At 62.9% G+C, this 12,269-nt stretch carries 18 protein-coding genes; 3 read left to right on the plus strand and 15 right to left on the minus strand.

The features are described from left to right. Window positions 1–20: 20 nt before the first annotated feature. The 14 genes from BCL79_RS09205 to BCL79_RS09265 form a co-directional block, all read right to left on the minus strand. Window positions 21–785, minus strand: a complete 765-nt coding sequence (locus BCL79_RS09205) for a DNA adenine methylase (RefSeq protein ID WP_121040203.1) — start codon at window positions 783–785, stop codon at window positions 21–23. Window positions 786–1,209: 424 nt separating this feature from the next. Next, a complete protein-coding gene (locus tag BCL79_RS09210) occupies window positions 1,210–2,013 on the minus strand; it encodes a hypothetical protein (RefSeq protein WP_121040205.1) in 804 nt (267 codons plus the stop codon). 296 nt (window positions 2,014–2,309) lie between these two features. After that, window positions 2,310–3,002: a hypothetical protein gene (locus BCL79_RS20075; protein ID WP_183073710.1), complete on the minus strand. Its 693-nt coding sequence runs from the start codon at window positions 3,000–3,002 to the stop codon at window positions 2,310–2,312. A gap of 68 nt (window positions 3,003–3,070) precedes the next feature. Continuing rightward, complete coding sequence (locus BCL79_RS20305; RefSeq protein ID WP_180847022.1) at window positions 3,071–3,223, minus strand: hypothetical protein; 153 nt, start codon at window positions 3,221–3,223, stop codon at window positions 3,071–3,073. Then, window positions 3,220–4,968 carry a DEAD/DEAH box helicase gene (locus BCL79_RS09220; protein ID WP_121040209.1) on the minus strand — a complete coding sequence of 583 codons (1,749 nt, stop codon included), beginning with the start codon at window positions 4,966–4,968 and terminating at the stop codon, window positions 3,220–3,222. The genes BCL79_RS20305 and BCL79_RS09220 overlap by 4 nt, the downstream gene beginning before the upstream one ends. After that, window positions 4,968–5,399, minus strand: coding sequence for a hypothetical protein (locus tag BCL79_RS09225; RefSeq protein ID WP_259462129.1), 432 nt, complete (start codon window positions 5,397–5,399; stop codon window positions 4,968–4,970). The genes BCL79_RS09220 and BCL79_RS09225 overlap by 1 nt, the downstream gene beginning before the upstream one ends. Beyond that, entirely contained in the window at window positions 5,399–5,827 is a 429-nt protein-coding gene (locus BCL79_RS09230; RefSeq protein ID WP_121040211.1) for an HD domain-containing protein, read from the minus strand. Before BCL79_RS09230 ends, BCL79_RS09225 begins: the two co-directional genes overlap by 1 nt. Next, a complete protein-coding gene (locus tag BCL79_RS09235) occupies window positions 5,827–6,609 on the minus strand; it encodes a phage antirepressor KilAC domain-containing protein (RefSeq protein WP_259462157.1) in 783 nt (260 codons plus the stop codon). Before BCL79_RS09235 ends, BCL79_RS09230 begins: the two co-directional genes overlap by 1 nt. A gap of 5 nt (window positions 6,610–6,614) precedes the next feature. Further along, window positions 6,615–7,124, minus strand: coding sequence for a hypothetical protein (locus tag BCL79_RS20475; protein ID WP_259462130.1), 510 nt, complete (start codon window positions 7,122–7,124; stop codon window positions 6,615–6,617). Then, complete coding sequence (locus tag BCL79_RS09245) at window positions 7,124–7,654, minus strand: hypothetical protein (protein WP_121040215.1); 531 nt, start codon at window positions 7,652–7,654, stop codon at window positions 7,124–7,126. The genes BCL79_RS20475 and BCL79_RS09245 overlap by 1 nt, the downstream gene beginning before the upstream one ends. Continuing rightward, window positions 7,641–8,201 carry a hypothetical protein gene (locus tag BCL79_RS09250; RefSeq protein ID WP_259462131.1) on the minus strand — a complete coding sequence of 187 codons (561 nt, stop codon included), beginning with the start codon at window positions 8,199–8,201 and terminating at the stop codon, window positions 7,641–7,643. The genes BCL79_RS09245 and BCL79_RS09250 overlap by 14 nt, the downstream gene beginning before the upstream one ends. Before the next feature lie 16 nt (window positions 8,202–8,217). Next, window positions 8,218–9,222, minus strand: a complete 1,005-nt coding sequence (locus BCL79_RS09255) for a YdaU family protein (protein ID WP_121040217.1) — start codon at window positions 9,220–9,222, stop codon at window positions 8,218–8,220. Beyond that, window positions 9,219–9,545 carry a hypothetical protein gene (locus BCL79_RS09260; protein ID WP_147433876.1) on the minus strand — a complete coding sequence of 109 codons (327 nt, stop codon included), beginning with the start codon at window positions 9,543–9,545 and terminating at the stop codon, window positions 9,219–9,221. The genes BCL79_RS09255 and BCL79_RS09260 overlap by 4 nt, the downstream gene beginning before the upstream one ends. Beyond that, a complete protein-coding gene (locus tag BCL79_RS09265) occupies window positions 9,542–10,144 on the minus strand; it encodes a hypothetical protein (RefSeq protein WP_259462132.1) in 603 nt (200 codons plus the stop codon). The genes BCL79_RS09260 and BCL79_RS09265 overlap by 4 nt, the downstream gene beginning before the upstream one ends. Window positions 10,145–10,270: 126 nt before the next feature. On the opposite strand from BCL79_RS09265, the gene BCL79_RS09270 reads away from it, so the two are divergent. Then, window positions 10,271–10,504, plus strand: a complete 234-nt coding sequence (locus BCL79_RS09270) for a hypothetical protein (RefSeq protein WP_102788552.1) — start codon at window positions 10,271–10,273, stop codon at window positions 10,502–10,504. A 252-nt stretch (window positions 10,505–10,756) separates the two neighbouring features. Here the strand turns inward: BCL79_RS09270 and BCL79_RS09275 are convergent, their stop codons facing one another. After that, complete coding sequence (locus BCL79_RS09275) at window positions 10,757–11,020, minus strand: hypothetical protein (protein WP_121041265.1); 264 nt, start codon at window positions 11,018–11,020, stop codon at window positions 10,757–10,759. A gap of 78 nt (window positions 11,021–11,098) precedes the next feature. On the opposite strand from BCL79_RS09275, the gene BCL79_RS09280 reads away from it, so the two are divergent. Beyond that, on the plus strand, window positions 11,099–11,800 hold the full coding sequence (locus BCL79_RS09280) for a S24 family peptidase (RefSeq protein WP_121041276.1): 702 nt from the start codon (window positions 11,099–11,101) through the stop codon (window positions 11,798–11,800). 200 nt (window positions 11,801–12,000) lie between these two features. After that, window positions 12,001–12,216, plus strand: a complete 216-nt coding sequence (locus BCL79_RS20385; protein WP_220668898.1) for a hypothetical protein — start codon at window positions 12,001–12,003, stop codon at window positions 12,214–12,216. Window positions 12,217–12,269: the final 53 nt, after the last annotated feature.

The raw sequence follows: 12,269 nt of genomic DNA on the forward strand, positions 1-12,269 counted from the left end.
TATGCCGGGCAGCAGCCCGGTCAGGTTGTGTAGATCAGTTCGGTGCGTTCAACCCCAGCCCCGCCGCCGACCGTGTATCTGATCGGAACGCTCAGGCGGTGGAATCGATCAAACAGCGCACACATGGCCGGGTGGTCGTTGATGGTCAGGATCGCCTTACCCTTCAACGCACTCATCGCCTCGGCCAGCTGCTCGTACTCTCCCAAAGGAAAACCTTGGCCGTAGCCGGTTGTCTGCCAGTAGGGAGGATCGAGGAAAAACAGCGTCTCGGGCCGGTCGTACTTTTCAATGCAGCGCTGCCAGGGCAACTGCTCGATCACCACGCCATGCAGGCGCATATGGGCATCGCTCAGATCCTGTTCCAGACGGAGCAGGTTGATGCGCTTCGCGCCAGTCGGGCCCACCCCGAGTGTCTGACCTTCCACCTTACCGCCGAAGCTGAGCTTCTGGAGGTAGTAGAACCGGGCTGCGCGCTGGATATCGGTCAGCGTATCTACGTTCTGCAGCTGTGCCCACCGGTACATCTCGCGACTGGTCAAGGACCAGCGGAAGTGACGAACGAACTCATCCAGGTGGTTGGCCACAACGCGGTACAGCCGTACCAGTTCGCCATGGGTGTCGTTGAGCACCTCGATCTTAGCGGGCGTTCGTTCGAACAGCATCGCAGCGCTGCCAGCGAAGGCTTCAACGTAGCAGGAGTGGGACCGATCGTTGATCAACGGCAGCAGGTGTTTCACCAGGCGCGTTTTACCGCCCGGCCAAGGAAAAAGAGTCTTCGTGTTCATGTCTCAGCTATTGCGACAATTGTTAAGCAAACTGCACGCGCTCTCCGGAGAGCGGCAGGGCTTAGGCCAATGGCACGCGGCTGAAACGCGTGTACTGCGGCGGCGCCTCGGTGCTGGAAGGCATCGGGGCGCCGCTCTGTTTGATGGTTGGGTTTCACACCCCAGAAACGACGAACCGCAGGTCACTGGACCTCCCGAGTCCAGGCCTGCGGCCGTTGAGCGCGGGTTGATTGGAACCTCTCCCACGGTAGCTACTGTGGACTAAGTCTGGTTCCCGCTGCAACTGCGGTAAGGTTTCTTACCGCATTCGGGCGAATGCGGTAAGGTTCGCGGCGAATGCGGTAAGGTTTGTTAACGTTATCGCGCCGGCATACGCTCGCATCACCGGCAACACGTTCGTAATCGCACAAATCAGCTCGCAAATTCAGAAGAGTGTCTTCGTGATTTTCTTCACCCCAGCAACAAGATCGCTAACTTGTTCCATCGTAGGCTCCACCGCTTTGCTGTGGTCGCAAAGATTCCTAACATCTCCCAGATGCTGGATGAACCTCCACTGCGGAACATCTGTTACACCTGCACTCTTCAGCAACTCATTGAGATCAGATATTCCGGGGGCCTTCTTGGCAACTTTGATCGCGTGATTTGAGCAGACTTGAGCCAAATGACGCTCCAGCACGACACCCGCCATCGCTCCCGCTGCGCGAGTGAATCTCTGCTTTAGTAATGCCCCAGCAGCGTCCAGTTCAGAGTCAAATAAATCAGCTTGAACAAGCTGACTTATATCGAAAAGAGAGCTCTCAAATCTAGGCTTCACAGAATTGAGAATGGCTAGTTGCTGTTGAAAATGCGGTATCGCCGCGTCAACTCCGACAATCTTTTCACGCCCCCTTGTGATCTCAAGGCCCTGGAGTGCGTCCTCGATACGATAGCTTTCAAAGCCAACCGACTTCCGCGTTTTTGGCTTTTCATAGTGCCGTACGAAGTCAGCGAGACGATCCGGGAGCAACTGCCGGATCAGGCTCAACGCCTCCGAGTACCACGCTTGGTATTCCGATCTGAAATTCGGAACACCTTTTAGGAACTCCTCAGCGCCCTTTCCTAACTGCTTATTTACCTCTTTATCGAACTCTTCACGATGTGCATATCGTTGAATACCATTAAAGAGATTATCACCTGTTGCGATCAACGCGTCCAAGTCCTTCTTGTACCGCTCCAAATTCGAGATCATGGCCACTCCAGTTCGTAGGCATATCCAACCGCCCTTCTCGTTCACGGGATCACCGAGACCTGCCAGCTCCTTGGCGACTGCCCACCTTGATAACTTCTTCGCCCTACCACTACAGAAGCTCTCCGAATGATTGTAGCGCTGCGTGACCTCGGGCTGCCATCAGCTAGATGGAGATCCCTCAAGCCGAGGCTCTGCGTCGTTACTTAAAGAGCCTGTGAAGTCTGACTAGAGGCTGCAGAGTGGAGAAGAAGCTATATAGGCTGACAGGTACTGAAGCATCAACCATTCAAAACGTTTCAATTGAAAATCCTGGCACTGAACTCTCTCCGGCCATCTTCAAGCGCCTGGCGCAGCGTTGCGGCCGCGATCCCGTACACACGGAGATAGTCCCCCTTCCGCATCTTCGCCGCTTTGGCCGCATCCTGTGTCGCGATCTTCCCTTCGGGCCACACCAGATCGTTCACCGCGTCCTGCAGCACCATACGCATGCGCCAGCGGTCAGCCGGGTCATCCATTCGAAGCTCGGGCTTTGCGCCTATGCGGCGCTGCCACTGGATCTGTCGCATCACCCTCCTGGCCAAAGAACGCCCCAGCGACGACAGAGACACTCCCTGCCCTCGCAGCGCCACCGCCAGCACGGCCTGCTTGGCGACAGAGTCGCGCATCATGCCTACTGCGCCAGCGATGTCAGCAGCCGTCAGCGTCGGCATGGTTGACCTGCCGTCCGATGGCTCGCGGAAGCTCCCTCCGACCAGCATGCGGGCGATCAGCTCGAGTGGATCACGCTGCAGGGTGGGGTCTGCCGCAGATACTCGGCCACGAGCCGCTCTGACCACCGGAGGTGCCGACAGCAAATGGGGCTTGTGCCCCCATGCCCGGGCCGCCTGATCTTCTGCATCGGCCCCGACGCAAAGCTCACCATGGGCGCTGCAGCGCGCGCAGACCACCTGCGCGGTGCGGCGGCTGCCGACACTGCCACGCGCGCGCATGCGCACTTCGTGACTGCCGCAGTTGCCACACGGCGTCAGGTCCACCGCGGGCGCCGCCACTGCCGACATCAGGCCACCTCGCAGTTGCTGACCCAGCGGGACCGGCCGTCCTGCCAGACCTCCCACAGGCTGCCGTCGACCTGGCACCTGATGGGGCCCTCCTTTCCTTCCAGGTACAGGTGGTGGGTTGCCTCGTCCAGGCTGAGGAATTTGGGAATCATCGGGAGGTCTCCATGGTTGTAACGTTGGTTGTTTCCAGGGCCGCGCCCTGTTGTTGAAGGAATTGCTGGGCCAGCGCGCGCAGCTGGTTCTCGCCTACGTCCAGACGCTCCACCAGATGTTCGCCTGGGCTGCGCACGCCCTCGATCTGTTCGCGCTTCACCCCGAGCACGTCCGACACGATCGGGTCGCTGCCGCTGTCGGAGAGCAGGAAATACGCCATGACCGGCTCTCCTTGGCCATCGCGGTGCACACGGCCGATGCACTGCTCGTGGACGCCGGGCGACCAATCCAGCTCGCCGAATACCGCGGTGCTGCAAACGTGCTGCAGTCCATCGATGCCCGCGCCAGAGCGGAGGCTGATCAGCATCACCTGACTGTCGCCGGCGATGAATGCCTCCTTCGCCGCCTGTTTCTGGTTCGGAGACTCGCTGCCGGTGTACATGACCGGGTTGTACGCAGCCAGCTTCTCCTGCCAGATGCTGTAGACCTCCCGGTGCCACCCGAACAGCAGCACCTTCTGGCCGCTCTCCAGAAGCAGCCTGACGAACTCGGCCACGTAGGGGGCCTTGGCCACGCCCGTCGCTTGCCGCAGCAGCCGGTCGAATTCGCCGGCGGCCTGCATCTTCTCGCCGCGGTACTGCTCGTTGGCCCGCAGGATGATCCGCGCCAGCGCAGCGGCGTCGCCGGTGATGGCGTCCAGCGCCTTGGCGTCGGCCTCCACCTCGTGCGGGATCTTTGACAGCGCCGGCAGTTCGCGCCCTACTTCTTTGCGGGTGCGGCGCAGCATGATCCCCTGCCGCCGCAGGTACTGGCCAAACTGCTCTGCGTCCTGCAGCTTGGCCTTCTCCCCGGGCGCGGAAATGCACCATTCCCGGAGAAACTCGTCATAGGTGCCCAGGCAGCCCGGCAGCAGCGGGTCGACCACATGGAAGAACTCGCACCCGTAGTTGTAGATCGGGGTGGCGGTCAGGCCCATGCGCAGCCTTGCTCGGCTGGCGAGGTGGCGGCAGGCGCTGTGGATGCTGCTGTCCGGGCTGCGCAGCTGCTGGCATTCTTCGAACACCACGTACTGCGCGATCTCGCCCAACGTCTCAGCCCAGCCCCGGAGCTTGTGGTAGCTGACCAGGATTACGTCCGGCAGCGTGTCCCACAGATCCTTGATCCGCTGCTTCGGCTGCCGCACGAGCGGGTACGGCGCACCTTTCCTGATGTGGTGCACGCGCAGCTGCGGCGCGAACTCGGCCAGCTTCTCCGGCCAGTGGTTCGGCAGCGCCGCCGGGTACACCACCACCGCCGGCAGGTTGCCCGGCGCGGCCATCGGGCAGATGCCGGTGACCGTCTTGCCAAGGCCAAGATCGTCGGCCAGCAGTAGGCCGCCACGGATGGACAGCTGCGCGCCCGCGACGCGCTGGTACTCCCGAGGCGGCTTGGCCAAGGTGAACTCTGGTATCTGCACGCGGCCGGCCAGCAGCTCGCCCAGACTTCGCTCCATGTCAACATGCTCGGCGGCCAGCAGCTGCAGCGCGCGCTCGGTGTCGGCATCCATCGACAGCGGGTAGCGCTGCGTGAACCACTGCAGCTCCCGGCTGTTCTCTGGCGTGGCCGACAGGTCGATGTGCTCTGCGGCGTGCTGGCGCACCCGGGGAAACACGCGTTTCATGCGCGCGCGCACCTGCGGCTCGCAGATCACCCGCCAGGTGCTGCCGGCGGCGCTGTACAGGAGGGTTCCATAGGTTGTCTGCATCACAGTGCCTGCCTCTTCAGGCGGATGATGTTGAAGGGCTTGCCGTGCCACGCCGGCCGGGCCACCAGCGGGCGTTCGCCCCAGCGCTCTGTGGTGACCAGCAGCACCCCGCGCACCTGCGGCAGTTTGATGTAGCGCCCCACCTGCCGCAGGGCATCGGCGAGCGAGCCGGCCACCTTCACCTCGATCACCAGACCGTCCAGCCAGAAGTCAGCGCGGTTGCTGGCGTCCAGCCGGTACTCGCGCACGTGCGCGTGGCCCGCTCTGTCCAGGACGGTGGCCAGAACCTCGTGCAGCTGGATCTCAGACCCGTAGCGATACCCGAAGCCGGCCAGCAGCCGGCCAATGCCCTTTAGCTGCAACTGCTCTTCCATTGCGGTGCCTGGCTTCATCGGTGCCAACTCCCGCTGCGTGATGATCGGACCGCCCATCACTTCACCCCTAGGGCAGCGCGCGCCTTGGCGTACTTCGCCCGCAGGCGAGCCGCCGTCTCCGGATCCAGCAGAACCAGTCGCGATTCGTCGCTGTTGTCGGCGATATCCGCCAGCTTCACCTTGAGCGACAGAGGGTTCTGCCGAATGCTCCAGTAGTAGAACGCCTCGCTCTTGTTCACGCCGCGTGTCAGATCGAACACAGCCTCCACCACGTCCTGCGGGAACAGCATGACGCTGGTCGCGAAGGCCGGCTGATCCTCTAGTACGTCGTGGAGCCATGCCACCATTTCGGCGGCGTCATCGCCGGCGACCGCCGCTGCGACCCGAGCCACATGCTCGATGTATGGCCGGCCAGCCTTATCGGTTTGGGTGGCATGTGCCTCTTCCGACAGCCAACGAGCCTCATTCACCAATGCGTTTTCCATCAGGTCACCTCCGCAGCCAGCTGCAGCCCGGTCGCCGCGTCGGCCTGCGCCCAGGTCATCTGTCCCCGGTCGATGCTCTCGGCCAGCCGCGACAGACCCTTTGCGGTCACCAGCACCTGCTCGTGCACGCGATCAGGCTCTCCTTCCCTCCGCTGCACGCTGGCCTTGTGCGTCAGCACGCCCTGCTGCAGACGGGTTTGGTAGGCCAGCCAGTTCTTGCTGCAGGCGCGGCGGTAGATCCAGCCATGCTCGGCCAGCCAAGCGAACAGCTGGCGCGGCTGCACCTGCAGCATCTTGGCCGCGGTGCTGATGTTGAAGGCGCCATCGGCTTGGCTCAGCCGCAGCAGCGCGCGCACCTGCGGCTCCTGGTACTGCACGCGCGCTTCGAGGATCTCGGCCTTCTCGCTGTAGGACAGCAGCAGCGCGCGCAGCGTCGCCGGGTCGGTCAGCGCCTGCATTGGGTCAGGTGCGGGCGCGCCTGCCACCAGCGCGTCGTACGCACGGATCACCCGCAGGCTGAAGCTGGGGCTGATCCACATGGCGTAGGCGTAGACCAGCTCGCGCACCACGTAGCTGCCACCGTAGCGGCCGGCCACCGAGTGCACGGGGTAAACCCGGGAATCCCCGGATTTGACCAGTTCGGCCACCAGTTCCTCGGTCTGCTTCAGGCGCTGCCAGTCGCTGGGCTGGTGCCGCTTGGCGCCGCCGGCGGCCTGGTGCAGATCGTTAAGGCAGAACCTGCCCACGTCGTCGCGGCGCACGCTTGCGCCGCCAATCATCATCGCGTTCAAGAGAACACCTCCGTTTTCCAGCCGCCGCCGGGGGCGCGCTGGACTGCCAGGAATCGGAACGGGTACATAGCAGCGGCCACCTTCACCTTCACGCGTGCGTCTTCCTCCCAGAAACCCTTCACCTCATGTGCCTCCAGATCTCCGGCGGCCGTCATCACGAAGAAGTCGATGGTCAGGTGCGTCTTCTCGGCCAATTTCAGCTTCACGGACTCGAAGCGGAACCACGCGATCGCGCCAGCGGCCAGCTGCAGCTTCAGGTGTGCGGCGTAGGCCTCTTCGGTCTTGTTCATCTCACCCGGCACGTGGCGCGGCCTGCCGCGCGCGACCTTGCCGGCGGCGTTGCCGCTGGCGGATGGCTGCGCGGCGGCCGGGGGCCGGTAGGCACGCGCCGCGGTGGGTTGCGGCGCCACCGCTGTGCTGGCTTCGACCAGGCGCCGCATCCCCTCTGGCATCTCCTGGGTATTGGCGTAGCGCAGCGAGCGGCGCCCCTTCGTCTTCGGAACCATCAGGCGGACGCCTCTGAAGCGGCCCATACGCGCATCGCGCGCTGGCGGAATGCCTCGAATTCGTGTCGCGCACGCTGCTGTGTGGCTTGGTGCTCACGGTCCATCTGCTCTAGCATGCAGTCGAACTCGACGTTGAGCAGGCCCACCAGCTGCTGCATGGTCAGTCCACCGCGAGTGCGATGCGTCGGTGCCAGTGCCAGCTGCGGCATGGCCAGCTGCTGCTGGCCCGAGGGCGGAAGCGGCATGTTGTCCACGCGGCCTGCATCGGTCACTGCCCAGGTGGCCACAGGCCGACCATCGCGGCCACTGGCGCGGTTCTCGCAACGACGAACAAGCCCCTCGCGGTCCAGCTCACGCAACAGACCGGCCGCGGCAGCGGTGGTGAGCAACATGGCCTCGCGCGGCGCGCCTGCCTCCAGTGCAGCGTTGCCCATCAGTTCCAGCGCCTCAGCTGCGGTGCTGTCGCCATGGATGCCCAGGCAGAACAGGACCAGCTGCCGCTGGTAGGCGCGGATGTCAGTCGGCTCCATGCATGCCTCCGAATCCCAGCTCAGCGGCGGCCTGTGCCATGGCACTGCGCGCCGCATCGCGATCGCGCACAACCTGCGGCTCGGGCTTCGGCGCGGGCAGCGCGGCCACCGGCGCGGGTACGGCGCCGCCGTCCATGACGTGCTTCACCGCCCGCTCGTAGGCGTTGGCCAGCATGCGCTGCTGCACCGCGCCGCTCTCGGCTGTGGCGTAGGCGTGCAGGTCCAACCTAGACCGCACCAGTACGGTGAATCCGCTATGGGCCTGCCCGGGCCGCATTTGGCCATCAACCTCGGCAAGGGCCGGGATACCAAGGCACATCGCACGGAACTGCCCGGGGTTCGGCGGCCACTGCAAGGCGCTGCGCAGGCAGTTGGCCAGGCCGTCTGCCACCTGGCGCGGGGTGATGCCGGTCAGCACCTGGAACCACAGTTCGCCTGCTGTGGTCAGGCCGCCAGCGTTGTTCACCGGGGAAGAGCCGTTCTCGCGCACCCACTTCCCGGGGAACATGCCAGCCATGCGCTCCCATACCGTCCACAGGGCACTCACCGCGCGCTGATCCGGGTCAGTGCTGGACGAGTTCGAAGTCGGCGTCGATGATGTCGCCGCCTGGTCCGCCAAAGCCGACAGCTGCCGAGCGCTGTTCGAATTTGCGTCGCTGCTCTGCGACGTGATCGGCAGAACCGAGCTGAGAGTTTGCATTGGGGCCTCTGGTGTTTGTGGGGTTCGTCGGCGTTGCGCCGGCGGCTTTTCGGCTTCGAGCGGTCTGGATTGCCCAGGGGAAGGGCTTGGCGACAGGCGGGGAACGGGTCATCCCCTCGGCTGCGGTGTCGCCCAATTCCTCCGGGGTCACGCCTTCAGCCAGCGCGGCGAGAAGGTCGGGATGACTGGGGTTGGTCGAGTGGCAACCTGCCTGACGCATCAGCAGGCACGCACGCCCCGCATCGGTCACACCGCTCAGAGATCTTTGAGCGTGCAGTGATGTATCTGGAGTAGTAGATATGGGGTCTGGGGTCTGGTTACCCGTGTTCACACCTGTGATCACACCCCCTGTCACGCGTGACGCAGCGTGACTTGTCACGCGTGACAGGCAGTCGGAAGTCACGCGCTCGTCGCCAGTCACATGCGTGAGGTGAAGCGCCTTCAGCTGCGCCATGGTGGCCATACCGTCTGGCACGACGCCCGCATTGCGGAGATCTTCGAACAGCATCGTGCGTCTGGCGCGAGTGCGCGCCTGCCGCTCGGCTTCGCTGTTCTTCCTGTCCTCCCGGCGCCCCTGCCCCTCCGCGATGCGGACCTGAGCGGTGGCGATCTGTTCGTCGCAGCGCTTGCTGTGCCGCAGGCCATCCTCAGCCACCGGGAAATAACGCTCGGCCACCTTCTTCACTGCGGCCTTGTCGCCCGAAGTGATGGCACCGGCGATGACGTACAGCTCCGCCAAGCTTTCCGGCAGCGCCTGCTCTTCCGAGTAGTAGGCGAGCATCAGTTTGAAGTAGACACCGTGGTCGGTCAGGGACAGCCGCGTTGTGTCCTTGAGGTAGTCGCCGGGGTACATCTCGAAATAGATCACACCCGATCCCCCGCGCCGCGCAGCAACTGCGCCTCCTTTGGGCGGCCTGCGAAGGGCGCACGGTCGTCTGGCAGCTTTTCCCGTGCAGCAGCAGGATCGTGCACGTCCTGCAGCGCGGCCAGCCACCGGTAGGCGGTAGCGCGGGAGAGGCCGAACTGCGCCTGTAGCGCATCCACCTGAAGTGGCAGCGGCTGCTCTTTAGCCCACAGCACCACGTCCACCATGGGCAGCAGCTGCACCACGTTTTCAGGGATGCGGCGGCCGGCGGCATCGAACTCGCCGACCACGGCGATCGCCCAGCTCACCATGACTGCCGTAGTCATTGGCGCCCACCACCGACCGCGCGCGGTGCCAGATCCAGCAGGTGGCCGGTGACGTAGCGCTTCGCGGTGATCAGCTCGGCTTCCAGCTGCCCCATCTCGTCCAGCGCGCGGCGCAGTTCGGGGATGTCCTTCGGGCAGATGCGGCCGTCGGCCAGGATGTTGGTCAGCGCTTCCAGAGTGTGGCCAAACTCGACCGACAAACGGGCCACAGCCAGCACGCCAGCATGCGGTTCCATCATCGGGATCCGCGCGCCCAGGAAGCCATAGCGCTGGGCCAACTCGCGTGAGCAGGCGTCGCGCCACTGCGGCGGCAGCGCGCGCACCCAGGACTCTTCCAGATCCACTGGCATCTTGACCGTGCCATTGCGGATCCGGCCAACCAGCTGGGCGTTCGCCTTCAGCGCGCGCTCGATGCTGTCGGCGTCATCGCCCGAGTGGAACTGAACGTTGCGCTCGCTGGGGGCCACGTCTGCCTGGTATTGCTCGGCGATTGCCTGAGCCAGACTCGTATCGGTGTGGCCGCTGTTGCGGATAGCGTCGGTCGTGTGGCGGAACACCACCGCCGACCGCGGTTCTTGGTACTGAGGATCAGGCTTCATTTACGCACCTCGGGAGGCGATGCAAAGTGGTCGCCATGGACAGGACGACCCACAAATTGAGTTGGGGTAGCGCACTCCCGGCGTTAAGCTTGTTGTGCCAACAACACAGCACGCAGGGAGTGCGCCATGGAAAACGATCAGGTTTTCAAGATTCCGCTGGAACCTCAGCCCGGAAAAACAACCACCATCAACAACCCCAACGGACGGGACGTGGACGTTACGGTTCACTTCCACTCAGGCTCGTCGGTTACTTTTCTTCTGCTGGCGAACGGATCTTTTTCGTTCATTACTCAGGGCGACGTGGGCGAGATCGACATGCATGTCAGGCCCACGCTCTCCGGGCCCACGTCCGTCAGCTGAGCGAATGGTGTAGTTGCCCTCTGGTGCCTCTTCCAAGGTCCAACCAGGGGGCATCGAAACGGCCACATGCGAGCCAGCTCGAGTCCTCCTTGCAGCGGGGGCTTTCGGTGGTGAGCGAGAGGACCCGGCTTGCGGTGGAAGGCCCGAGGAAAGAACAACCTCGCTGAGCTGCCGGGGGGTCATTCCGTCAGCTAAGGCAGAAGCGAGATCACTGGGTTGCGACGAGTGGCGGGGAGCTTCAGTGCGCATCGCTCAGGCCCCCTCTACCGGGACGATGCGATCTGCGTCTGGGTCAACAATGGCTACGCCAGGCGCATCAAAGATGTCCGGGCGAAGCTCACTTCGAGAGACTTGCCCGCCGCTCTGCTCATCAAGCCTTCGAGCCAGCGCGCCATCAAAGCGCGTCCGCTTGCTCAAGGCCTTTCGTAGATAGCCAATCGTCGTTCCAGCCTTGACGGCAAACGCTGCCTGATCATCTGGTGCCAAGGTGCCGAGGTAAGCGCGAAGTGTGTCCATAGGCGACGACTTTACCAGAAGGTAAAGACAATGCAACACCATTTGGTCAATTACCAGCAGGTAACCGAAACTTGCCCAATGAGTACTGATGACTCCCCTACCGTCGCCGCCCGCCGCGAGCGCCTCCAGCAGTGGATCGCCGAGCACCACGGCGGCAGCCAAGCTTCCTTTGCTGCCGCCACCGGCATCAATCAAGGTGAGCTATCTGGACTGCTGAAGCGAAAGTCGTTCGGCGAGAAGCGCGCATCTTCGCTGCAAAAAGCTGCCGGGATGCCTGAGGGTTACCTGACTTTTCCCTTGAACCAGATGGACCACAAGCAGCCAACCCGTCAGGTCTCAGAGGTTGCGACAAGTAACGAATATGTTCGCGTCCAACAATTGGACGGGGAAGCGGGGATGGGAGAAGGAAGGATCAACGACGATTTCCCGGAAGTGATTCGCTCTATGGACTTTACGGCGAGCTACATTCGTTCGATCGTAGGATTTGTCCCACAGCCTGGACGTCTGGTTCTCGTGACCGGCCGCGGGGATTCGATGCTCCCTATCATTCAACCGGGCGAAACGCTTCTCGTGGACTCCGGCGTTCAAGTCTTCGATGGCGATGGCATCTACCTGATCAATACAGGCAATGGCCAGCAGGTTAAAGGCCTGCAGGACAGAGGCACCGCCGTGTACGTGGTAAGCGCGAATTCGGCTTTGTATCCAGCGTTTCCAATGCCTTCTGGCGCCACAATCGGCGGAAAGGTGTACCTCCGAAATCGCATTGAACGGTTCAACTGAAGGAACGAGATATGGCGTTGGTCGGCTGCCAGGAATGCGGCAGAGAAATTAGCGACAAGGCTGCGGCCTGCCCGGGCTGCGGCGCACCTCAGCGAGTCCCACCCCACGTACCTCCCCCGGGAGCTCGACCACAAGCTATGCAAGATGTGCCGGCCACCAAAAGCCCGCCATCTTCGCAGCTTCCTGCAAGCAGCCGAGCGATGTACATCGTCCTCTCCCTTCTTTTCGGCACAGTGGGCTTCAACGATTTCTACATTGGAAAGTTCGGCCTCGGCACGGCCAAGATCGCCGCTCTAGGCGTCTCTCTTGTGATGGAACCTATTGTTTTTGCTGCGCTCTTTTGCCTGCTAGCTCTTCTCTCGATCTTGCAAGCCTTCACAGTTAGACGCGATAGTAAGGGCACACCACTGGCCTGAGATCAGCCCAGTAGAAATTTTTTACCTTTTGGTATTGCTTAAAATTTACCATT

The organism is Stenotrophomonas rhizophila (assembly GCF_003651185.1).
GTDB classification, from domain to species: domain Bacteria; phylum Pseudomonadota; class Gammaproteobacteria; order Xanthomonadales; family Xanthomonadaceae; genus Stenotrophomonas; species Stenotrophomonas maltophilia_Z.